This is a genomic window from Thalassospira sp. UBA4513, from assembly GCF_002388495.1.
In the GTDB taxonomy this organism is placed as follows: Bacteria; Pseudomonadota; Alphaproteobacteria; order Rhodospirillales; family Thalassospiraceae; genus Thalassospira; species Thalassospira tepidiphila.
This window is the reverse complement of sequence record NZ_DGMR01000040.1, coordinates 41,654-64,534: the sequence shown is the minus strand read 5'-3', so window position 1 is coordinate 64,534 and position 22,881 is coordinate 41,654. Positions and strand designations below refer to the sequence as shown.

23 protein-coding genes are annotated in these 22,881 nt (G+C 55.0%); 12 read left to right on the top strand and 11 right to left on the bottom strand.

The annotated features are described in order from the left end of the window. Positions 1–47 precede the first annotated feature (47 nt). The 5 genes from B2T33_RS19970 to B2T33_RS19950 form a co-directional block, all read right to left on the bottom strand. Entirely contained in the window at positions 48–518 is a 471-nt protein-coding gene (locus B2T33_RS19970) for a cache domain-containing protein (protein WP_008891347.1), read from the bottom strand. Positions 519–597: 79 nt separating this feature from the next. After that, positions 598–2,298, bottom strand: a complete 1,701-nt coding sequence (locus B2T33_RS19965; RefSeq protein ID WP_286792992.1) for a methyl-accepting chemotaxis protein — start codon at positions 2,296–2,298, stop codon at positions 598–600. 36 nt (positions 2,299–2,334) lie between these two features. After that, positions 2,335–2,772, bottom strand: coding sequence for a hypothetical protein (locus B2T33_RS19960; RefSeq protein WP_286792990.1), 438 nt, complete (start codon positions 2,770–2,772; stop codon positions 2,335–2,337). A gap of 296 nt (positions 2,773–3,068) precedes the next feature. Beyond that, on the bottom strand, positions 3,069–3,515 hold the full coding sequence (locus tag B2T33_RS19955; protein WP_286792988.1) for an MmcB family DNA repair protein: 447 nt from the start codon (positions 3,513–3,515) through the stop codon (positions 3,069–3,071). Between the two features lie 78 nt (positions 3,516–3,593). After that, positions 3,594–3,839, bottom strand: coding sequence for a DUF2312 domain-containing protein (locus B2T33_RS19950; protein ID WP_007090950.1), 246 nt, complete (start codon positions 3,837–3,839; stop codon positions 3,594–3,596). Between the two features lie 200 nt (positions 3,840–4,039). Between B2T33_RS19950 and B2T33_RS19945 the strand changes: the two genes are divergently transcribed. Beyond that, positions 4,040–4,303 carry a hypothetical protein gene (locus B2T33_RS19945; RefSeq protein ID WP_286792976.1) on the top strand — a complete coding sequence of 88 codons (264 nt, stop codon included), beginning with the start codon at positions 4,040–4,042 and terminating at the stop codon, positions 4,301–4,303. Here B2T33_RS19945 and B2T33_RS19940 read toward each other — a convergent pair. Together B2T33_RS19940 and B2T33_RS19935 are read right to left on the bottom strand one after the other, a co-directional pair. Next, a complete protein-coding gene (locus tag B2T33_RS19940) occupies positions 4,300–5,469 on the bottom strand; it encodes a carboxylate-amine ligase (RefSeq protein ID WP_286792974.1) in 1,170 nt (389 codons plus the stop codon). The two genes, B2T33_RS19945 and B2T33_RS19940, sit on opposite strands and share 4 nt — an antisense overlap. Before the next feature lies 1 nt (position 5,470). Next, complete coding sequence (locus tag B2T33_RS19935; protein ID WP_286792972.1) at positions 5,471–6,271, bottom strand: N-formylglutamate amidohydrolase; 801 nt, start codon at positions 6,269–6,271, stop codon at positions 5,471–5,473. 294 nt (positions 6,272–6,565) lie between these two features. Here B2T33_RS19935 and B2T33_RS19930 point away from each other — a divergent pair, with 294 nt between their 5' ends. Beyond that, positions 6,566–7,315, top strand: coding sequence for a FadR/GntR family transcriptional regulator (locus B2T33_RS19930; protein WP_286792971.1), 750 nt, complete (start codon positions 6,566–6,568; stop codon positions 7,313–7,315). Positions 7,316–7,359: 44 nt separating this feature from the next. Next, positions 7,360–8,622, top strand: coding sequence for a glycerate kinase type-2 family protein (locus B2T33_RS19925; protein ID WP_197145240.1), 1,263 nt, complete (start codon positions 7,360–7,362; stop codon positions 8,620–8,622). A 9-nt stretch (positions 8,623–8,631) separates the two neighbouring features. Here B2T33_RS19925 and otnI read toward each other — a convergent pair whose 3' ends face one another. Both otnI and gcvA read right to left on the bottom strand, forming a co-directional pair. Next, on the bottom strand, positions 8,632–9,423 hold the full coding sequence (gene otnI, locus B2T33_RS19920) for a 2-oxo-tetronate isomerase (protein ID WP_197145241.1): 792 nt from the start codon (positions 9,421–9,423) through the stop codon (positions 8,632–8,634). A 64-nt stretch (positions 9,424–9,487) separates the two neighbouring features. Continuing rightward, positions 9,488–10,396 (bottom strand): transcriptional regulator GcvA, encoded by a 909-nt coding sequence (gcvA, locus tag B2T33_RS19915; protein WP_286792969.1) that lies wholly within the window; start codon positions 10,394–10,396, stop codon positions 9,488–9,490. 123 nt (positions 10,397–10,519) lie between these two features. On the opposite strand from gcvA, the gene B2T33_RS19910 reads away from it, so the two are divergent. The 4 genes from B2T33_RS19910 to hemN all read left to right on the top strand — a co-directional run bounded on the left by B2T33_RS19910 (position 10,520) and on the right by hemN (position 13,634). Beyond that, entirely contained in the window at positions 10,520–11,209 is a 690-nt protein-coding gene (locus B2T33_RS19910) for an FMN-dependent NADH-azoreductase (protein WP_197147698.1), read from the top strand. Between the two features lie 153 nt (positions 11,210–11,362). Further along, positions 11,363–11,791 (top strand): HIT domain-containing protein, encoded by a 429-nt coding sequence (locus B2T33_RS19905; protein WP_197145243.1) that lies wholly within the window; start codon positions 11,363–11,365, stop codon positions 11,789–11,791. A 61-nt stretch (positions 11,792–11,852) separates the two neighbouring features. After that, positions 11,853–12,209 carry a DUF3088 domain-containing protein gene (locus B2T33_RS19900; protein ID WP_197145244.1) on the top strand — a complete coding sequence of 119 codons (357 nt, stop codon included), beginning with the start codon at positions 11,853–11,855 and terminating at the stop codon, positions 12,207–12,209. A 69-nt stretch (positions 12,210–12,278) separates the two neighbouring features. Further along, complete coding sequence (gene hemN / locus B2T33_RS19895) at positions 12,279–13,634, top strand: oxygen-independent coproporphyrinogen III oxidase (protein WP_197145245.1); 1,356 nt, start codon at positions 12,279–12,281, stop codon at positions 13,632–13,634. Between the two features lie 53 nt (positions 13,635–13,687). Here the strand turns inward: hemN and B2T33_RS19890 are convergent, their stop codons facing one another. After that, positions 13,688–14,638 (bottom strand): EamA family transporter, encoded by a 951-nt coding sequence (locus B2T33_RS19890; RefSeq protein ID WP_286792968.1) that lies wholly within the window; start codon positions 14,636–14,638, stop codon positions 13,688–13,690. Positions 14,639–14,720: 82 nt separating this feature from the next. After that, complete coding sequence (locus tag B2T33_RS19885; RefSeq protein WP_286792967.1) at positions 14,721–15,710, bottom strand: mitochondrial fission ELM1 family protein; 990 nt, start codon at positions 15,708–15,710, stop codon at positions 14,721–14,723. 302 nt (positions 15,711–16,012) lie between these two features. On the opposite strand from B2T33_RS19885, the gene B2T33_RS19880 reads away from it, so the two are divergent. The 5 genes from B2T33_RS19880 (at position 16,013) to B2T33_RS19860 (ending at position 22,721) form a co-directional block, all read left to right on the top strand. Beyond that, positions 16,013–17,965, top strand: coding sequence for a sensor histidine kinase (locus tag B2T33_RS19880; RefSeq protein ID WP_252723930.1), 1,953 nt, complete (start codon positions 16,013–16,015; stop codon positions 17,963–17,965). Positions 17,966–18,012: 47 nt separating this feature from the next. Continuing rightward, the gene (locus tag B2T33_RS19875) at positions 18,013–19,362 is read left to right on the top strand and encodes a sigma-54-dependent transcriptional regulator (RefSeq protein WP_197145249.1); all 1,350 of its coding nucleotides are present in this window, start codon (positions 18,013–18,015) and stop codon (positions 19,360–19,362) included. A 321-nt stretch (positions 19,363–19,683) separates the two neighbouring features. Further along, entirely contained in the window at positions 19,684–20,676 is a 993-nt protein-coding gene (locus tag B2T33_RS19870) for a TRAP transporter substrate-binding protein (protein ID WP_064790094.1), read from the top strand. 103 nt (positions 20,677–20,779) lie between these two features. Then, positions 20,780–21,289, top strand: coding sequence for a TRAP transporter small permease (locus tag B2T33_RS19865; RefSeq protein WP_252723931.1), 510 nt, complete (start codon positions 20,780–20,782; stop codon positions 21,287–21,289). 22 nt (positions 21,290–21,311) lie between these two features. Further along, positions 21,312–22,721 carry a TRAP transporter large permease gene (locus tag B2T33_RS19860; RefSeq protein WP_197145250.1) on the top strand — a complete coding sequence of 470 codons (1,410 nt, stop codon included), beginning with the start codon at positions 21,312–21,314 and terminating at the stop codon, positions 22,719–22,721. The last annotated feature ends 160 nt before the right edge of the window (positions 22,722–22,881 follow it).

Here is a 22,881-nt window from a genome sequence, read left to right as displayed (position 1 = left end):
CAAAAACCGACCGAAGGCGGTTTTTGCTTTCTGGATATGATTACTTTTTAGTCGTAATAACCCACCATGAAAATCTTGCCGTCATGGGCTTTCACCCAGGTTTTCTTTTCGGCAAGTTTTTTGGTCTGCGGATGAGTCCAGGTGTAGTTGGACCAACCACCATCCGGCGATGCCTTTCCGGTTTCGACCATGTCACGAATGATGAACTTGCTGTTCACATCCTGAAGGTCCCAAAGGCCCGGGTTGTTAACAAGCTTCGGGTTGATCGCGTGTGTCAGGAACGTGCCTTTTTCGCCATCAGCAACAATGACGTAAAACTCGTCAAATACGAATTCACCGGACTTGTCGTTGAACATATCAAAGGATTTCTCCTGCCCGACGTCGTCATAAAGGGCGATTGCCTTATCCACCAGATCCTTGGCGGTTGCTTCCTTATCCTGGGCCATGGCCGACGATACACTCAAAACCATCAGCAACGACGCCAGAGCCGCACCGAAAGAACGCAAAACCTTATTCATCCTGAATTTCCCTTGTTGATCATAGATAGATGTCGTGATTGACGATTGGTTGGTTGAAACAAATGAACACAAAGGTCCGTCAGACGGCGCGCAGCCGTGCAACAAGACCATCAACCGAACTGCTTAGCCCTGCCATTTCGCGGCTAAGCTCTGCGGTTGCCTCGCCCACACTTCCCGCAGAATCACGGGTCGCCCGGGCAATGTCGCGCACATCACCAATGCCGCCTGACACGGTTTCCGCATAACCGGCAGCCTCGGTGATACTGGTGCTGATCTGGCCTGTCGCATTGCCTTGCTCCATGACAGATTCAGCCGTCAGTCTCAGAATTTCGTTGATGCCCTGAACGCTTTCGACAATCGTTCGGATCGCCTCGACCGCCTGTCCGGTTTCGGCGCGGACATTGGCAATTTCAGATGCAATTTCCTCGGTCGATTTCGCCGTCTGGCTGGCAAGGTTTTTGACCTCGTTGGCAACAACGGCAAACCCTTTGCCGGCCTCACCGGCACGGGCCGATTCAATCGTGGCGTTAAGGGCCAGAAGGTTGGTCTGTTCGGCAATATTGCCAATCAGGGCAGCGACATCCTCGATACGGATGCTGGCTTCTTCAAGACGGCGGATTTTCTCATCCGCGTCGCGGGCCTGTTCGCTGGCTTCCTGTGCCTGACGGCTACTTTTCTGGATTTCCTCGCTGATATTGGCAATCGCCGAAGCCAGTCCGGACGCCGCCTGGGCGATCTCGCCCATGTTGTGGCTGGATTTGCCGGATGCATCAAAGGCGTTCTCGCTCTGATGATCGGTGCGTTCGGCATTGTCGAGAAGGGCCGATGCGGATGCGCCGATTTCCTCGATCGCGGCACTGACGGCCGTTGCTGTGCCCTGTACCGACGTTTCAATATCGCGCGCCAGTTCCTGCATGATCTGGCGTTTTTCCTCGACCGCGCGAGCTTCATCCTTCAGGCGCTGTTCTTCAGCGGCCTCAAGGCTTTCGGCGTTCTGGCGGAACACCTCAACCGCATCGGCCATCTTGCCCATCTCATCCTTGCGGGCGGTATAGGGAACCGAGATGTCGGTTTTGCCTTCGGCAATTTCGCGCATGACATGGGTCAGTTTTTTGACCGGCGCCCCGATCAGGCTTGCGATGACAAAACTGATCACCGCCATGGCGATGGATGCCGACACAGCCGCGATAATTGTCTGATCCTGTGCAGAACTGCCAACTGCCATGGCCGCACCGCTCGCACTGTCCATTCTAAGCTCTGCGGTTCCGCGCAGCTTGGAAAGAATATCCATCAGTGCTTCATAGTCGGACTGTGCAGACCAGGAAAAGCTGAGCGCCCCGGTATAGTCGATGTCGAGCATGCCAAGGACCTGATTGACCTTGCCGAGGTAACCATCAAAGCGTTCCTGCGCATCAACCGACATCTGACGGCCCGATTCCGGGAGACTTTCGTTTTCAAGCAACGTCACAAAGGACTGACGCGCTTCTTCGATCTGGGTTTCAAGATCCTGGGAAACGGCTTCCATTCGGTCGCCTTCAACACCGGCGGCTGACCAGGAAAGCATGCGATAAAGGGTCTGGTGCGCCCGGGTCACATTGCGATCAATCTCGCCAATATCCTTGACCTCGGGATATGCCTTGCTGACAGCGAATTCCAGACCATCAGAAAGTGACATGATGGCCCGCCCGCCAATCAGGCTGACAGCGATGATCGCAATAACCGCAATCACCGGCAAAATGGAAAGTTTGGTCCCGATATTCAGATTCGCAAAAGTCTTCATTCTTTGGATATCCAAAATTGACATTCACAGATGACATCAGGCGGCGTCGTTACTTGCCGCCAGAAGTTTGGCAACAGTCACGTCGCCGGTGGTATTTCGATATGCAGAAAGAACACCGCTGGTCGCGCGATCACCGTCCTCGATGCTTTGATCGAGGTTTTCCCACGTCCAGTCGCAGCTGATATTGGCGTCAACCGGGATTTCGATGCCCCGGGTATCGCGCCCGCTTTCGGCGAACGTGTAATTGAAGAGCTTGACGTCATCTTTGCTGGTGGTTGCCGCAGACAGCATCACCAGATTGTTCAGCGCGTCATAAAGATTTTCGGGTTGGCGGATCTGTTTGATGTCGAGGATACGGCTGACCCACACCTCGTTGAGATCAGGGTTCAAGCGCACCCTTTTTAGGGCGCCGATGCTCAAACCAACTGCTGGTCCGCCACCAGCCAAAGCGATCGCACGTTTCTTTTCCGCCATGTCATCGTCCCCCGACGAAGGAACCGGGCGTTACACCCAACACGGGCCAGTCGACACAAAGGTCAAAGACAGAAATCGAAAACTGCTCAGTCTGGCCCAAACGTTCTCGCAATGCTTATATTGCATCGCACAAACACAACCCTTAGACCAGTGCGCTTCGTCACACCTAAACCTATACGTTTTGATACTACTCAGATGTATATCAAAAGTTGAAATCCACATTATTACTTACATATCAATAACTTAATGTCATTCATAAATATGAAATAATAACAGGAAACTATCCTTTCGAGAGCCTATCCCAATACATTTTCCTTTGAAGAAAACTTGTTTACTCGCCCTGCTGCAGTCTGTCCGAAGGAGATCAGGAGCTTTTTTCGACGCGCTGCGGAAAGCTTTTTTTCCGCACTTGCACGGATGATCGCGGCTTCAAACCGGTCGGCAACAATCAGTCCGACATCCTCAGGGATCAGATCCTTGGGAAAGTGCATCGGAACGGCAAAAAAGAACCGATCACAGTAATCAAGATAGCTCTGCCATTTTTGGTCGACACGGAAATCCTCGACCGATGATTTGACCTCGACCGCCCAAAGTTCCCCTTTGGGGCCAAGCGCCAGCACATCAAGCCTGCGGCCATTGCCCAGACGAAGCTCCGTCAGGCAGGCCATTTCATGATGATATAACAGCCGACAGACACCTTCGGTGACTTCAGCGGTGATTTCGGGGCGGGATGCGGTTGTCATGTACCAAGATTACAAAAGCAAAAGCCCGCTTGAAAGCGGGCTTTTGGTATTCTCGGCACGTCTGCTGACAGGATGGTGTCAGCTCATACCCAGCGCACGTTTGTACACTTCCAGGATTTCTTCCTGTTCGGTGCGCTCGTGGTCTTCCATTTTGCGCAGACGAATGATCTGGCGCAGGATTTTCACGTCATAGCCAAGCGCCTTGGCTTCGCCGTAGACTTCCTTGATGTCAGCCATCAGGTTGGCTTTTTCTTCTTCAAGGCGTTCGATACGCTCGACATAACTCGCAAGCTGATCGGCTGCGATACCACCGACTTCGGTCATCAATTCTTCTCCGATGATGGATTGCACAGCGGATATCCGATGCGCGGAATTCAAAGGGCCCAAACCCGTTTCGGCGCGACGATACTCAAGTTCATTGCTGGACTCAACACAACAAATTCATTCGGTACATTTGCGCACCACACGCTATAATTGCCGCATAGACATTTTCCACTTCCCCATACAATCTCGGAGGCGAGTAAGTGGTAGCTTATCCAATGCATGTGAAGCGTGATTATTATCGTGGAGCTCAACCAGCTCGCAAACGCAAGGCACAGGAATATAATCGTTTAGCAGAAATTCTGGAGAACTATGTAAACGAAGAGGCTCAGAAGGTAACTAACCTGCCTCACGTTTTCCTCTATGCAGATATTGCACGTGAAACCAACATTCCTGTCAAAAAGGTAAGAGACATACTCTTTTGCCTCGCTGCTGGTCACAATGGCTTTACGCTCTCACACCGTTAGGTATCCGATCTTGCGTTGGGATCCGTCCGTTCAATCAGCACGTCGGCAACCGCGATCAATGCGTCCTTTGGCGAGGCGCCGAGTTCGATTGCCGCGTCATAGATTTCGCGCTGTCTGCGCGCACTGGTGCCGCGTTTTATGATGGTGCGCGCATGTTCGACTTCATCAACACAGCCAAAGAATTCAGCATCCGGTCGGATCAGCTCCAAGATTTCTTCAAGCAGATCGGCATAGGGCACGATTTCACCCCGGCCAAAATCGATCAGCCCGGCCTTCTCGCCCGGATCACTGCCATAACGACATGCCCGCCAGCGGTTTTCGCGCACCAGCATGTTGGCATAAATTCGCCAGCGTTGATTGTTGCGCCGCAAACGATACAGCATGCGCATCAGGCATCGCGTAATCGATGCAACACAGACCGCGTCTTCCAGATCGGTGCAAACATCGGCGATCCGCATCTCGAGGGTCGGCCAACGATCAGAAGGCCGCAAATCCCACCAAAGCTTTGTGCCATCCTCGATCACGCCGGCATTGATCAGCATATCGACATGGCGGCGATATTCCGCCCACGAGCCAAACACTTCCGGAAGACCCGTGCGCGGCAGGTTGTCAAACACCGACAACCGGAAAGTTTGAAGCCCGGTTTCCTTGCCCCGCCAGAAGGGTGAACTTGTGGTCAGTGCCAGAAGATGGGGCAAAAAATAGCTCGCCTGTGCCATCAGTTCGATGCGCAGATCATCATCTTCGATTCCGACGTGGACATGCATGCCGCAAATCAACAACCGATCCACAACCGTACGCAGATCACGCGCGATGGTGTTGTAACGTTCACCATCGGTATGTTTCTGATCGTCCCATTGGGCAAAGGGATGGGTCGATGCCGCCAGCAGCGCCATGTCATATTTTGCCGCCACCTCGGAAAGCGTACTGCGCATATGAATAAGCTGCTCACGCGCCTCAAGTGCACTGTTGCAAACCTTGCTTCCGGTTTCGACCTGACAGCGCATGAATTCAGAAGACACCTGATCGCCAAGCTTTGCCTTGGCATCCTTAAGGAATTCGGCAGGCGGGTCTTTGGCAAGGTCGCGGGTTTCGCGATCCACGAGCCAGAATTCTTCTTCTATGCCGATGGAAAATCCCGGTTCGCGCGCGCTGGCCCCTGCCAAATCAGTCTCTCCTGATCTTGTATAGGTTTGGATCCGCAAGGATGTCGGCAAAGGCATCACCAAGGATTTTTGCCCATTTTTCACAACCTGCATCAGTATCAATCAGATCCTGACGAATTTCAATCGACACACAGGGAAGACCAGCCGCCTCGCCATGGTGATCAATCGTGTAATCGGCCAAATGACGCCCGGAATAAGGTTCGTTATCACCAATAGTCAAATCCGGGTTTTGCGCCCGAAGTGTTTCAAGCAAAGGCACCGGAATGCGATCATCCTGATCCCACAACACGCCGATTTCCCATGGGCGTTCAAAGCCCTGAAACACGGGGGTAAAACTGTGAATGGCAATCAGCGCCGGGGCAATTTTATGGGCGTGGAAATTGGCAATCTGTTCTTCGATCGCCCAGTGATAGGGCAGGAAAATCTCGCGGATGCGCTGCATATGTTCGCTGGGCGAAACGTTCTTGTTGCCCGGCACCACCGTCTGATCGGCGATTTCAGGCATCCCGGTCGGATCCCAAAGCTGGCGGTTGCAATCAATGACAAGGCGGGAAAATCCGCCCATAACTGCGCGGCAATCAAACCGTTCGACCAGAATTTCGGTCACCTTGCGCGCACCGATATCCCAACCGATATGGCGTTTGCGCTCTTCCTCGGGCAGGCCAAGCGTGCCAAGGCTTTTGGGAATTTCCCGGGACGCGTGGTCACAGACAAAAAGCGAATGACCCTTGCCGTTTTCGTTCAATATCTCAAACGGGGCTGGATCATCATGGCCCAAAAGGGTCCCGGCTTGGTTCGGCACGCGAGTTCTCCTGAAATCTGGTGGTCTTTGGGTATCTGCAAGGTCTGATGGCGGTATCCCTCGGTATCACTGCCGCCGAAGCGCCAGTGAAAGTGGGGCGGATACGCCGATCATCCCCTGTTGAACTATCAATTTATCTCTACCGAAACAAGATTGCACTGCAATAAGCGCGCGCGGCGCATATCGACACTTTGCGTCGCCGCCAAACATCCCGTAAACTGGTATGACCATTGCGCGAACCAATATCGACATCGCGGCACTGGTAGAGAAAAACACGATTGGAGACAACCCAACATGCCGTCTGCCAAGACGCTTCAGGCACAAGACGACGCGGAAACCAAGCGCCCCAAAAGGATTGCTGATCAGGTTGCCGATCAAATTCTTGAAAAGATCTCGGATGGCATTTTTCTGCCCGGTGATCGCCTGCCCGGCGAACGCCAGCTTGCCGAAAGCATGTCAGTCAGCCGCGTGTCTGTGCGCGCCGCCTTGCAAAAGCTCAAGACCCGCGGTTACTTGCGCGCAGTTCAGGGGGGCGGCACAGAAATCCTGTCATCCACCGGGATCGACATGGACACCGCGATGACCGATCTGGTGCGCGATTCGATCAGTAATCTGCGCGATCTTCAGGAAATTCGCTGCACGCTTGAAACCTGGGCTGCACGGCGGGCCGCAATCAATGCCAGCGAAGAAGATATCAAACTTCTGCGCATGGCCTATCGTCAGGCCCATGACCCACGGCGGGCCGCCAAATACCGTGCGGATGATGACCACCGCCTGCACATGATGATCGGGCGGGCGACGGGCTCGATCATTTACTATCACGTGATGAAAATGCTGCATGATGTGTTGCAGGCAGCACTCAATGAAATCCGCTTCAATGGAATGGTCGGCCCGACCTTTGATCGCATGGTGCAGGAACATCACCGCGACATTATCGAAGCCATCGCGGCCCACGACCCGGACGCCGCCGAAAAGGCGATGTCAAACCATCTGCAGGCCGTGATTGATTTCTTCAAGACCGCATCTGACAAGCAGGCGACCTAAAAACCCGGACCAAACCGGCCACAATCCAATCAGGGAAACCCGATATGACGACTTCGCGCGAAAAACTTCTGGCTTTGATGGATGCGGCACTAAAGGCTGCCGACCCCGGGGTTCAGATCCCGCGCAACCTGCCCGAACCGCCAAAGGGCAAAACCATCGTCATTGGTGCGGGCAAGGCATCGGCCAATATGGCACGTGCGTTCGAGAAGGCTTGGAAAGGCGATGTCGAAGGTCTGGTCGTCACCCGCTATGGCCATGCGGTTGAGTGTGACCAAATCGAAATTGTCGAGGCATCCCACCCGGTCCCCGATGCTGCGGGCGAAAAGGCCGCCAAACGCATCCTTGATATCGTTTCTGATGCCGGCCCCGATGATCTGGTTGTCTGCATGATTTCCGGTGGTGGATCGGCGCTTCTTGCCCTGCCCGGACCGGGTTTGACCCTTGAAGACAAACAGGCCATCAGCAAGGCGCTTTTGCGCAGTGGCGCAACGATTTCGGAAATGAACTGCGTGCGCAAACACCTCTCCGCAATCAAGGGGGGCCGCCTGGCCAAGGCATCGGCACCGGCGCGCATGGTGACCTATCTTGTATCTGATGTGCCCGGTGATGATCCGGCGATCATTGCATCCGGGCCGACCGTATCCGATCCGACGACCGGGCAGGATGCGCTTGATATCATCCGCCATTATCAGATCGACATTCCGCAGGCCGCCAAGGACCTTTTGCAAAGTGCAGAGGACGAGACAATAAAGCCCGATGATCCCTGCTTTGACGGCCATGAAACCATCATGCTAGCCCGCCCGCAGGATAGCCTTGAGGCCGCAGCATCGGTTGCGCGTGACATGGGGCTGAATGCCGTCATCCTTGGTGACGCCATCGAGGGTGAGGCACGCGAAGTCGCCATCGTCCATGCCGGAATTGCCCATCAGGTTGCCAACCATGGCCAACCGGCGGCAAAGCCCTGTGTCCTGCTGTCGGGCGGCGAAACAACCGTCACCGTGCGCGGCAAGGGTGGCCGAGGTGGCCGCAATAGCGAGTTCTTGCTGTCACTTTTGCTGCAACTTCGCGATCAGCCGGGTTTCACAGCACTGGCGATTGACACCGATGGCATTGATGGCAGCGAAGATAATGCCGGGGCAATCATTGACGCCAAAAGTTGGCAAACCGCCCAGAAGACCGGTATCGACCTTCGCGAATACCTTGCCAACAACGATGCGTACAGCGCGTTTGCCAAGATCGATGATCTTCTGGTGACCGGCCCGACCCTGACCAACGTCAACGATTTTCGGGCCATTCTGATCGAATAGATTCGGGAATCAGGCACCGGGTTTTGGCATCCAAGGACGGACCCAGCCAAGCCCGTCTTCGGTCTTGCCGTGCGGCTTGTATTCACAGCCGATCCAGCCTTCATAGCCAATGCGATCCAGCATATAGAACAGGAAGGGGTAATTAAGTTCGCCGCTGTCAGGCTCATGCCGACCCGGTGCACCGGCGACCTGAACATGGGCGATGCTGTCGATATGTTTATCCAGCCGCGCGGCGATGTTCCCGCCAACAATCTGGGCGTGATAGATATCGAACTGCAGTTTCAGCCGCGGGTGATCAAGCTGTTCAAGGATCACGGCCGCCTGTTCAACGGAATTAAGCAAGTAACCCGGCATATCAAGCGGATTGATCGGCTCGATCAGGATATCGACCCCGGCCTGATCGGCAAGGTCCGCAGCATAAAGCAGATTGTCGCAATAAAGCCGGGCAAGTTCGCCGGGATCTTCGCCCTTGCCCATCAGCCCGGCCATGCAATGAAGCATCTTGCAATCGGTTGCCGCCGCGTAATCAAGCGCCTTTACGACAGAATCGCGAAAAGCTTCCTCGCGCCCTGGGCGACATGCAAGACCGCGGTCACCCGCCTCCCAGTTACCGGCGGGCAGGTTAAATAAAACCTGTTCCAGACCGTTGTCATTCAAAAGCGATTTGACCGTGGAAAGCGGCATGTCATAGGCGCCGATATATTCCACCCCGACAAAGCCGGCATCTGCCGCCGCGGCGAACCGTTTTTCAAACGGCAAGTCGGCAAACAGAAACGAAAGGTTGGCAGCAAAGCGGGGCATGATCCATCCACACGAGTGATTAACAATCGCATATGGTTTCCGATGCAGCCCGCAAGGTCAATCGTCAATCGTCGGATTGCTCGGGAATTGGCACCGAAGATGCCACTTCGCTTCTGATCCACTCCCCGAATGCTTCAACTTCGCGAAGGTTATCGCCCCGGCCCGTATGCACATAGTGATAGCAATGCCCTTTGATTTCCGGGCCAAATGGCATCACCAGCAATCCTGCATCAATTTCTGCGCGCACCATCACCGGACTGGCCAAAACAACACCTTGGCCTGCAATCGCCGCCTGAATGGCGTGACTGTCATCGGAAAAACTGATCCCGGCGGATGGCAAGTGATCTGCAGCGCCTGCCACCTGCCCCCATCTTTGCCATGTCGGGGTCGCATCATCGGGGCGTAGCCAGTCAAAATGCAGCAAAGTCGCATTGCGCAAGTCTTCCGGTTTTTTCAGGCCCAATGCCGGACTGCAAAGTGGTACGAACTGTTCGCGAAACATCTTGTGCGCAACCAATCCCGGATAGGGTCCGACACCATATCGAATGGCTGCATCCGCCACACCACCGGCCAGATCGACGGCCTCTGGCGAGGTATGAAGTCGCAAATTGATATCGGGGTATTCTGCCTGAAACCGGGGCAGGCGTGGCAACAGCCATTTTGCCGCAAAGGATGGAATGACTGAAACCGTCATGCTGCGCGATACGGGGCGGTTCCGCACCCGATCAACCGCCTTGGCAAAGGCGGCAAAGCCATCACGCAAAACCGGATACAACTCCTGCCCGACATCGGTCAGAACAACCTGCCGTGGCTTGCGGTCAAACAACCGGACACCCAGCGTTTCTTCAAGAAGGCGAACCTGATGGCTGATCGCAGTCGGCGTGACGCCAAGCTCGGATGCGGCATTCTTGAAACTTTGATGGCGTGCTGCGGCTTCAAAGGCGCGCAGCGTCGCAAGTGGCGGCAACGACATATGAATGAATTCAACTCATCTGTTTGCTGAGGAATTCGATTTTGCCGTGGGAATAAAATTCCGTCAATCCTTGGTTATCAAACCAAAATACAGATGAACCATTTTCATCACATGGAGAACATGATGACCAGAATTCTTCATATCGACAGCAGCGCCCGGCCCGGCAGATCCGATCAGAAACAACATGGTTCGCACAGCCGCCGCTTGACGGCCAAATTCATCGAACACTGGCTGGCCAGGCGACCGGAAACCGAAGTCATCTACCGCGATGTCGGCGCAAATCCGCCAAGCCCGGTGACCGGGGATTGGGTCCATGCTGCATTCACCAAACCCGAAGAGCGCGAAGAATGGATGCGCCACACCTTGAGTGAAAGCGATCAATTGGTCGACGAACTGCTTGCGGCCGACATCATCGTTGCCGGGGTGCCAATGTATAATTTTGGCATGCCGTCACAGATGAAGGCCTGGGTGGATAACATTGTCCGCGTTGGCCGGACATTCGGCTTTGACCGAACGCGTGGCGACGTTCCCTATTGGCCAATGGTGACCGGCAACAAATCGATTGTCGCCCTGTCATCACGTGGCGACTATGGCTATGGGCCGGATGGTCGTATTGCGCACCTGAACTTTGTCGAAGGCGGGCTGTTTACCCCGCTGCAATATATCGGCATCACCGATCAGTTTGGTGCGGCCATTGAATATGACGAATTTGCCGACGAACGAACCGAGGCCTCCATTCACGCAGCCGAACAAGAAGTCATCGGTCTTGTTGATCTGCTTCTTGCCAAACACCGCGATGTAAAGGTCGCATGATTTACCGGGCGGGAGGGCCTGACCTTCCCGCCAATTTTCGCACATATCCGCACAGCCATCTGACGGATTTCACACCACAGACCAAGACAGAGAAAGAACGGCAGGTTATAAGCAGGGACATTGATCGGGCTATCACGATAACAAGGACTGACCATGAATAACGCATTCACACTTCATCCCCAGCTTGCCGCCGATACCACCCTTGTCACCGACGGGCCGCTATCGCATGTGCTTTTGATGAATGATGCACGTTATCCTTGGCTCATTCTGGTGCCCAGACGCCCCGACCTTGTCGATTATGACGATCTGAGTGCGGTAGACCGCAAAACCCTTGGCGATGAGGTCGCGGCGGTTTCAAGCGTCATCAAACGTCGCTTTGATGCCTTCAAAACCAATGTCGCGATGCTGGGCAATATGGTTCCGCAGCTTCATTGCCACGTCATCGGCCGCTTTAAGGATGATGCCGCATGGCCAGGCCCAGTTTGGGGCGTTGGCACCGCCGAACCCTACGACGAAGACGAAGGCCGTGACCGTCTGGCCGCCCTTCGTGCCGATCTGATATCGGCCTTCAAGCATCTTTGAAGGCCGTCCCTGACATCGCCAAGGCGCAAACCGAGTGCCACCACCAAAAAGGCCAAACCCCATGCCGGATCTGGAACGCGATACGATATTCCTGCTCAAACCCGACTTTGAAGATCCTGCTTGGCCAAACCAACGCTTTTACTGCTGGCATTGTGCGTTGATTGACGGGGTTTTGGGATCTTTCCCGGACTTGCTTGCCGGACTTGATATTCGCCATATCAATTGGCCTCGCCCACGGCACGATGTGATTGCGCTTCTGGGCGAAGATCATCAGTCACTTCCGGTAATGATCCTGAAATCTGGCGATACATCATCGCTTCAAACCGGCACAGCAAATGGTCATACCTTCATTGATGGCAAGGACAACATTTTGCTGGCGTTAAGCGAACGACACGGTTTCCCTGTTCCCCACCCTTGACGCATATCAAGGCAGGCAAGTTTGGAATAATGCAAAAGACGGACAGAACGAATTTTCGGGATGTCCGTCATGCAGCTTGCCCTTTACGAAAAATACGACCTGCGACTGCCGCGCTATACCAGCTATCCGACCGCGCCGCATTTCCATGCCGATGTGAATGGCGAGGTGTTTGAAGGCTGGCTGGGTGATCTTGATCCCGCGCAACCGTTATCGCTTTATCTGCATGTCCCCTATTGCGAGGAAATGTGCTGGTTCTGCGGCTGCAACACCAAGATCACCAAAACTTACAAGCCGGTGAATGGCTATGTCACAGCCCTTCTGACCGAGATCGAAGGTACGCTTGGCAAACTGCCTGCCGACCAGAAATTCACAGTGTCGCACATTCACTTTGGCGGCGGCAGCCCGACCATCCTCAAGGCCGACGACCTGCGCGCCATCATGGCCGCAATCCGTTCTCGCCTTGATATCCTTGATGATGCCGAAATCGCCATTGAAATGGATCCGCGCACTGCGACCGATGATTTCATGGAAGCCATGGTCGAGTGCGGCTTTAACCGTGCCAGCATCGGCATTCAGGATTTCAACCAACAGGTCCAGACGGCGGTCAACCGTATTCAAAGCATGCAGCTTGTCCGTGATGTGATTGCCAAACTGCGCTCGCACGGGATTGCCGGCATCAATGTCGATCTGATGTATGGCCTGCCGTTCCAGACCGTGGACTCACTGCGCGAAACGGTTGATCAGACGGTGGAGCTGTGCCCTGATCGCCTGTCGGTCTTTGGCTATGCCCATGTGCCATGGATGAAAAAGCATCAACAGCTTATCCCGACCGAGGCCCTGCCAAATACCGGGGAACGCTGGGCACAGTATGAGGAAATCCAGAACCGCCTTGCCAAACATGGCTTTGTCGCCATCGGCCTTGATCACTTCGCCCATCAGGCCGACAGCATGGCGCGCGCCCTGTCTGATGGCCTGCTGCACCGGAACTTCCAAGGTTACACCACCGACCGGGCAGAAGCCCTGATCGGGTTTGGCCCGTCTGCAATTTCGTCCCTGCCGCAGGGCTATGCGCAAAATGACCCGGCACTGGCCCGCTGGCAGCGCGCAGTCGAAGGTGGCAAATGCGCCATTGAAAAGGGTGTTGCCCTCACCAGCGAAGACAAATTGCGCCGCGACATCATTAATGAGTTGATGTGCAATCTTGCCGTCGACCTTGACCCGGTTTGCGCCAGCCACGGCATTTCGGCCGATCGCTTCGCGCCAGAGCTTGAGCGCATCAAGGCAATGACCCGGGATGGCATTGTCGAAGTTCAGGGAAATTACATTAAACTGAGCGAGTTGGGCCGTCCGCTGGTGCGCGCGGTTTGCGCAGCATTTGATACCTATCTGAACCACGCGCACGGGCGTCATTCACAAGCCGTTTGATAAACAAACACGCTGCATGAAGGGAGCCAAATGGCTCCCTTTTTTTATTCGACTCAGGCCCCTTTGCGCAGGGTCAGAATGACAATACCGCTGACGACGACCAGACCGCCCAGCATCTGGATCGGGCTGATCATCTGCCCCAGAATGACCCAGCCAAACAGCAATGTAGCGATTGGCTCCATATTCATCACCGGCGCATTGCGCGCCATATCAAGGCGCGGCACATTGATGAACAGAACCGCGAACGCCCCGCCGTACAGCAGCATCAAGGCCATAAGCCCCATCCATCCCGGCATGGCATTCGGAAGCCCCATACCACCCGGCACAACATCGCCGATCCCGGCAATGATCATCGAAACAAAAACAACCAGCATGGTGAACATCGAGCGTACCGGCCCGCTGATCCCGGCAAGCTTGTGATCGGTTACCCAGAAGGCCACCGAAAGAACGGTCGCTGCCATCAGCGCAAAGCCGATGCCCATCCACCAACTTGATGTCACCTCAGCCCCGCCGCCGAGAATACCCGGCAGATCAAGCGCAAGCACAAGACCCGACAGGATAAACAACATCAAACCTGCCGCACGCAATGTCGGGCGCGGACCGCCGAGCCCCCATGTCAGCAAGGCAAGAATGATCGGAAAGGTATTGGCCGTCAGCAGCGCCAGGGCGACCGGCACACGGGCCACAGCGGAATAAAGACACAGGCTCTGGATCGTGATCATCAGGCCAAGCACCAATTGCCAGCGCACCAGACCCCGCGGCAAACGAATGGAATGACGTTTGAAATAGACGATCGCAATCAGGATCGAAAGCGCAACAGCCGAGCGGCATAAAACAGCCAGAAGCAGCCCTGTCCCGTTTTCAAAAGTCAGGCGTGCGGCAACATGGTTTGCCGCAAAAAAGCAGGCAACAGCGGCCAAAATCGCAACTGCAATGTGGCGTGGAAACAATTGCGGTGCATTTAACACACGCACAGCTGTGGGATCGGTCGGGGACGAAGACATCGGGGCGATATTCCTTGGTGGTGGTGCCCGGTGAATAGACCCGATACACCACAACAAAACAAGGTGTTATCGACCTTTCAGGTCAGGGAGCCCCCAAAAGCTCCAGACAGCGCTGCGCAACCATGCGGGCCGGCTGCAAGGACGGATGCTTGAATGGCACCAGTTCGGTGTCGGGCAAAAGCGGTCTGGCATAGCCGCCTTCATAAAGGCTTTGATGCAGGCGTTTATGCCGCTTGTTGGCCAGACCATCGGGATCAAAGATATAGACACCACCCGGTGCCGCGGCCGCCTCACAACACATCGAAACGGAATCACTGGTCACGATCTTCACATCGGCAAGCGCGAGATAGCCGAAATACGGGTTTTCGGCCTGGGATGTCCAGTCATGCAGGTGATAAGGCACGCCGGACGCTGCCAACCGCTCGGCGATCAGGGCTTCGTTTTCCACACCCGTACGGCGGCTGGTGGTGACAAGCAAAGACCCGTTGACCGCACTTGCGGCTTCAACCGCCTTGTCGATCAGTTGTTCTGCCATGTCTTTGGTAAAGGTCGTGCGCTTGGTACTTCCGCCAATGATCAGGGCGAACTTTGGCTCGGGCAGACCTTTGAAATGCGGGCGCCATTTGTCGGCCTCGATCAAAAGCCTGCTTTCGGTCACACGGTGCGGCGCACCCGGGATTTCGACGATATTTTCACGAATGACAGAACGGTCATGTGCCGGGACGGCAATAAGATCAAAGGCACTTTCGAAGCCATCCGGGCGCATGATGATGCAAATGCGGGTATGGCCGCGACTTTGCTTTTTGATCCAGCACGCCACGGGCGCGGAACGCCGCCCGCAACAGATGACAAGATCCGGCCATGGCGCCACCAGTCGCCTGCGCGATGCCTCATCAATCCCGATCAGACTGGTTCGGCGGATAAAGTTCGGAAGACGCACAAATTTTGTAAACCCGATATCAATGCGCTTGAAAGGCTGTGCCAGAGCCTCGGCAACCCCCAAACACTGATTGACATTGCCGGTCCGGTCATCGGCCAGAACCCAGATCAGGTGTGTGTCTTCGTCGCTCATGCAGGGAACTTTCCTGACAGGTTTGTTCGGGCTTGATCAACCGTGCATAAATGTGGTCTGAAAATCCCGCGGATGCTTTCCTGATAGGTACAGCCTGATCCAACGATTATCAAGCACGAGAAGAATCGGTAAAATTTGCGCTGGGCTTTGAAATCTTTTTGTAATCTAATCCCGACGCCCCACCTTTAAGGGAAGACTTCCCACCCTTAAGAAGGGGTAGATCAAAGCCCAACGCCAACGTGGACAGAATGCTGAACTCTTCGGTTTCAATCAAAAGAATATCCCGGATCGTATTATGCGGTTTGCTTGCACTGCTGCCGGTAACAGTATGGTTGGTCACGACGTTCTGGCATGAGGCAAAGCTGATCGACATCACCGAAGATGGCCGCAACAAGCTTGAGCTGTATCGATCCAACCTTCAGGGCGCGATCAAGGAACACGAATATCTGCCGATTACGCTGGCATCGGATAAACGCATCATCGATCTTGCAATCCATGCCGATCCGGTGATTGCAAAGGCCGTCAACATTTACCTTGAAAAACTGGCAGCCGACAGCGGCGCCTCAGACATCTATTTCATGGATCAAAATGGCGACACCCTGGCTGCCAGCAACTGGAACAGCGATGCGTCCTTTATCGGACGCAACTTTTCATTCCGCCCCTATTTCCAGCAGGCCAAAAGCGGCCTGACCGGTCATTACTTTGCCTTCGGGATTACCTCGAACGTACCGGGCTATTATATCTCCCACCCGGTGCGCCCGGACGGGACGAGTTTTGCCGGTGCCGTGGTGGTCAAGACCCACCTTGAAACCCTTGTGCAGCGTTGGGCACGCGGCAGCGAAAGCGTTCTGGTCACCGATCAGAACGGCGTCGTTATCATTTCATCCAATCTCGATTGGCGGTTTCGCGACCTTGCCGGGCTCGGCAACAATGATCGCCCCCGCCTGATCGCGTCGCGCAAATATGGTGACTACCCGCTTGAACCCATGCCGTTGCTGGATGGGGCATGGCCTGTTGATGATAGCCCGGCAATCCTCAGCCTCGGCCCGGTTGCCAGCGAAGACGAAGCAAGATCTGCCAACGAACAAGCAACCGGTAAAGTGCAAACGCGCCAGACCACGCCAAACAAGACAACTTATCTCGTGACGGCAAGCACACTTCCCAAACAGGGCTGGCGAATGTTTCTTTTGACCGATAAATCCGTGCTGGATCGATCCGTGATCAGTGCCGGTGCAATGGGCGGCGCTGCGCATATCATTCTGACCGGTCTGATTTTCATCATCCTGCAACGCCGGCGCGCGATGCTTGAACAGCTTGAAATCCGCGACTGGTCGCAACGCGAACTTGAACGACAGGTTCGCCTGCGCACGACCGACCTTATGAACACCAACCAGCGACTTGCAGAAGAAATTACCGAACGGTCACGCACCGAAGACGCGCTTCGCACGGCCCAGGCCGAGCTGGTCCAAACCAGCAAGCTTGCCGCCCTTGGTCAGATGTCCGCCGGGATCGCCCATGAAATCAACCAGCCCCTGACCGCCATCCGGAACTATGCGGAAAACGCGATGAAGTTCATCGCACGCGACAATAAGGAAACGGCAAACCGCAACCTGCAACGGATTTCAGAACTGACCGATCGCATGGGGCGCATTACCGGCAATCTCAAAACATTTTCGCGCCGCCCGGAACAGGATAATCATCCGGTCGATGTCCCGGCCCAGATGCAAATGGCAATTGATCTTGCGATTGAAAGCGGGCGCGCAGGTGTCGAAAACATCACCCTGCACCAGCACGGCGATGTCAAACACGTCATTGCCGAAGCCAATCAGCTGACCCAGGTCTTTACCAATCTGATCAATAACGCGGCGGATGCCTGCCAGAATATGGCAAACCCCGAAATTGATATCGCGATCACCGGCGGCGAAGACCGGGTGATTGTGAAGGTCAATGACAACGGGCATGGCATTTTGCCAGATAACCTGCCCAAGCTTTTTGACCCCTTCTTTACCACCAAACCGTTTGGTGATGGTCTGGGGCTTGGGCTTTCGATCTGTTATGGCATCATTCGAAGCTTTGGCGGAACGCTCCGTGCGGAAAACCGCCCGCAAGGCGGCGCATCCTTCATTGTCGAGCTCCGCTATGATGGCCCCGGCGATGCGGAGCCGAAAAACAGCATCTCGACGCCCGCCTTCACGGCTGCTAAAACACCTTCAGAAACCCGCACACACCTTGCAAACCATCACGATCAGGGCTGACACGCAAATTGTCCTCTGATCCAGTTATCAGGTCAAAGGATAAGCCAGTGCCAACCAGTGCCGAATGCGTTCTGTTTGTTGACGACGACGAAGATGTGCGTGAAGCCGCACAGCAAACGCTGGAACTTGCCGACATCCCAGTCGAAGTCTTCTCGGACGCCGCGTCTGCGGTTGAACGCCTGAAAAAAGGTTGGCCGGGCATTGTGATTTCCGACATTCGCATGCCGAAGATGGACGGCCTTGATCTGCTGACAGAGGTCAAAAAGATCGATCCGGAAATGCCGGTTATTCTGGTCACCGGGCATGGTGATGTCGCAACCGCCGTTCAGGCCATGCATGACGGGGCTTTTGACTTTATCGAAAAGCCCTATGCCCCGGATCTGTTCATCGACATTACCCGCCGCGCAATGAGCCACCGCGCCCTTGTGCTTGAGAACCGCACGCTCAAGATCGAACTGGCGCGCCATTCCAAAAACGCATCGGACTTTATCGGCCGCAATCCGGCGATGGAAAAGCTCCGCACCCTCATCGGGAATGTCGCGGCCACCAACGCCCATGTCCTGATCAACGGCGAAACCGGATCGGGCAAGGAAGTGATCGCGCGCAACCTGCATGAAATGTCGGGTCGTCCCGGCCCGTTTGTGGCTGTGAATTGCGGCGGCATGCCAGAACATCTGATTGAATCAGAACTGTTTGGCCACGAAGCCGGCGCCTTCACCGGGGCCGATCACAAACGTATCGGCAAGTTCGAGTTTGCCCACAAGGGCACGCTGTTCCTTGATGAAATCGAAAGCATGCCGCTGGCGCTGCAAATCAAGCTTCTTCGTGTTTTGCAAGAACGCGCGGTTGAACGGCTTGGATCAAACCGGGTTCTGCCGATCGACTTGCGGGTTATTGCTGCCACCAAGGTCGATCTGCGGTCCGCATCGGCACGCGGTGAGTTTCGCGAAGACCTTTATTATCGCCTGAATGTCGTGCAACTGCATATCCCCCCGCTTCGTGATCGCAAGGATGACATCGCGCTGTTGTTTGAATATTTCACCCGTGACGCTGCCAAGCGGTTTGAGCGTACCGTCACCGCCTTGAGTGCGGCGGAACTGGCACGGTTCAATGCCTATGACTGGCCGGGCAATGTGCGCGAACTCCGCAATGCCGCCGAACGGCGGGTGCTTGGTCTTGATCCCCTGACAAACAGCGAGGATGGCGAAGACAATTATGCCGTTCCCCTGCCCCAGCAAGTCGAGGCATTTGAAAAAAGCCTGATTACCGAAGCCCTGCGCGAACATGGCGGCAATGTTACGGCCACGGTCAGTGCACTTGGCGTGCCACGCAAGACATTTTACGACAAGCTGACCAAATACAACATTGTCCCGGCCGAATTCCGACGCCCGCGCTAATCAACCGATCAGGAGCCCGTCAGTTAGACGGGCTTTTTTATTGTCTCGCCCCGTCAAATCCGCGCCCGGCATCGTGTGCGGCAGTCCGCACACTGGCATGAAATTCGTGTGCGCCTTCACACACGAAACAGCCCAAATTTGCCGCATCGCAGCAACATGAAATTCACCTTACTTCATTGATATAATTACATAAATCCAACTGATTTCGAACTGGCCCAGAGCTTGCTGATTACGGCACAGCGCCAAACGGCGTTTTAGAACGACGCCAAAAATGGCGCGCTAACGGGAAAACAGATTTAATTCATCAAGGGAGACGTTTTGATGCGTCCTATCAGCAAAAGCATTCTTGCTGCTGGCGTTGCTGCCGCAGCACTTCTGGGGTCCAACTTTGCCGCGTCGGCACAGGAAGTGATCAAGTTCGCGCACGTTGTTGCGCCGAACACCCCGAAAGGCCAGGGTGCCGACTTCTTTAAAAAACGCGCTGAAGAAATTCTTGGCGACAAGGTCCAGATCGAAATCTATCCGAACTCGCAGCTGTTTGATGACGACAAGGTTCTTGCTGCCATCTTGCGTGGTGACGTTCAGTTCGGCGCACCGTCTCTTGCGAAATTCGGCAAATGGACCAAAAAACTTCAGGTCTATGATCTTCCGTTCCTGTTCAAGGACATGGATGCGGTTTCCTGCTTCCAGAACGGCGAAAAAGGTCAGGAACTGCTGAACGCGATGTCGTCCAAAGGCCTGACCGGCGTTGGTTACTGGCACAATGGCCTGAAACAGCTTTCGGCCAACAAGCCGCTGCGCGCACCGGAAGATGCTGCTGGTCAGAAATTCCGTATTCAGTCGTCTGACGTGATCGCCGCCCAGTTCGAAGCTGTTGATGCGGTTCCGCAGAAAATGGCCTTCTCGGAAACCTATTCGGCCCTTCAGACCGGCGTTGTCGACGGTCAGGAAAACACCTGGTCGAACATCTATTCCAAGAAGTTCTTCGAAGTTCAGGATTACATCACCGAATCCAACCACGGTCTGCTTGACTACATGGTCGTCACCTCGACCAAGTGGTGGGAAGGTCTGGATCCGGAAATCCGCGACGGCCTCGCCCAGGCGATGAAAGAAGCCAGCGATTACGCAAACGGCCTGTCGGCGGAACTGACCGCTGAACAGCGTCAGGCAGTGATTGACTCCGGCGAAACCGAAATCCTGCAGCTTTCCGGCGAAGAATTCGCCAAATGGCAGACTGCAATGAAACCGGTTTGGGATGAGTTCTCTGGCGATATCGGCCAGGACATCATCGACGCCGCTGCTGCGTGCAACTGATCCGTACTTTTTTTCCAACATCATCGGAAAAGGGCCGTTCAAGATGATCTCAACGGTCGTTAACCGGCTGGAGGAGGGCATTATTGCCCTCCTGCTCGCCGCTATGACGTCGCTTACCTTTGTAAACGTCGTCATGCGTTACGTGTTCAATTCCGGCCTGACCTGGGCCTTGGAAACCACGGAATTTCTTTTTGCCTGGCTGATCCTGTTTGGCATGTCCTATGGGGTCAAGGTTGGGTCGCATATCGGGGTGGACGCCCTCGTTCGCCTGTTCCCCAAGAATGCCCAGCGCGTCATCGGTCTGATCGTCGTCGCGGCCGGCATTCTGTATTCGAGCTGGCTGATTATTGGCGGCTGGGAGCTGGTCAGCTTCAACCACATGCTTGAAATGGAAGCCGAAGACAGCCCGATCATGCTGTGGATCGTCTATCTGATCATGCCGGTGGGTGCCGCTTTGCTGGCGTTCCGTCTGGCACAGGTTGGCTGGCGCATCATTACCGGCCAACAGGTCGGCTTCAATCTGGCTGACGAAGCACGCGAAGCGATTGACCAGCTTGGCGCAAGCACTGTGGAGGACGACAAGTCCGCCACCGCTTCGACGCCAAAATCGTAAGCCGGACAGGGGGAACATTCAAATGACTATCGCATTCCTGTTTATCCTGCTGTTTGGCTTGATGGCGCTTGGCGCACCGATTGCCATTTCGCTGGGTGTTGCGTCGCTTTCGACCATCCTTCTTTTTGGCGACGACAGCCTTGCCACCCTGGCAGAAAAGCTTTTTGGCGGGATGGAGCACTACACCCTTCTTGCCATTCCCTACTTCATTCTGGCATCGGCCTTCCTGTCGACCGGGGGTGTTGCCCGCCGCCTGATCCGCTTTGCCATTGATACCGTGGGCTGGTTCCCCGGTGGTCTTGCCATGGCATCGGTTCTGGCCTGCATGCTGTTTGCGGCTGTTTCGGGCTCAAGCCCGGCAACCGTCGTTGCCATCGGCTCCATCGTGATTGCCGGCATGGTGCGCGCAGGTTACCCGCAAAGCTTTGCGGCTGGTGTCATCTGTAATGCCGGTACGCTTGGCATTCTGATCCCGCCATCCATCGTGATGGTTGTTTACGCCGCCGCGACCGAGGTTTCGGTTGGGCGCATGTTCCTTGCTGGCGTTATTCCGGGGATCATGGTCGGCCTGATGTTGATGATTGCGATCTATATCGTCGCACGCATCAAGAAACTGCCAAGCCAGCCCCGCCCGACCCTTGGTGAATGGGGCGGCGCGCTGTTTTCGGCATCGGGTGGCCTGTTGCTGGTTCTGCTGATCATGGGTGGTATTTATGGCGGGGTCTTCACCCCGACCGAGGCCGCGGCGGTTGCCGCGTTCTATGCCATGTTTGTTGCCGTGCTGTTTTACCGCGACATGGGCCCGATCAAGGAACTTTCGTGGGTGCCGGAAAACGGCAATACCGGCATTGGCAGCCTGATGGCGCACAACATTCCGAAAATGGGCAAGGCACTGGTCCTGATCCCGTTTGACAAGGAAGTCCGTCACGTCCTGCTCGATGCAGGCAAGGTCACGATCATGCTGATGTTCATCATCGCCAACGCGATGCTGTTTGCCCATGTTCTGACCTCTGAACGCATTCCGCACACCATTGCCGAAACCATCATTGGATGGGGTCTTCCGGCTTGGGGCTTCCTGATTGTCGTCAACATTGTTCTGCTGATTGCTGGCAACTTCATGGAACCATCAGCGATCCTTCTGATCATGGCGCCGATCCTGTTCCCGATTGCCATGCAGCTGGGCATTGATCCGATCCATCTGGGCATCATCATGGTGGTCAATATGGAGATCGGCATGATTACGCCGCCGGTCGGATTGAACCTGTTTGTGACATCCGGGATTACCGGCATGCCGTTGCTTAAGGTCGTGAAGGCCGCCTTCCCGTGGCTTCTGATCCTGCTGGGCTTCCTGGTCCTGATCACCTATGTCCCGGTGATATCGACCTGGCTTCCGACCACCCTCATGGGGCCGGAACGGATCATGACCCACTAACCAGGTTTGATCGGATACATACAAAAATCAAGGGCGGCATTCAATCGGATGCCGCCCTTGCTGTATTTCAGTGCCTCGGCCCGCGACATGCGGTAGTATTGGTTAAACCCATGACAACCAAGAAAAACCAGGCCTGCTTGCGCCTCTGGAAGGAGCGGTT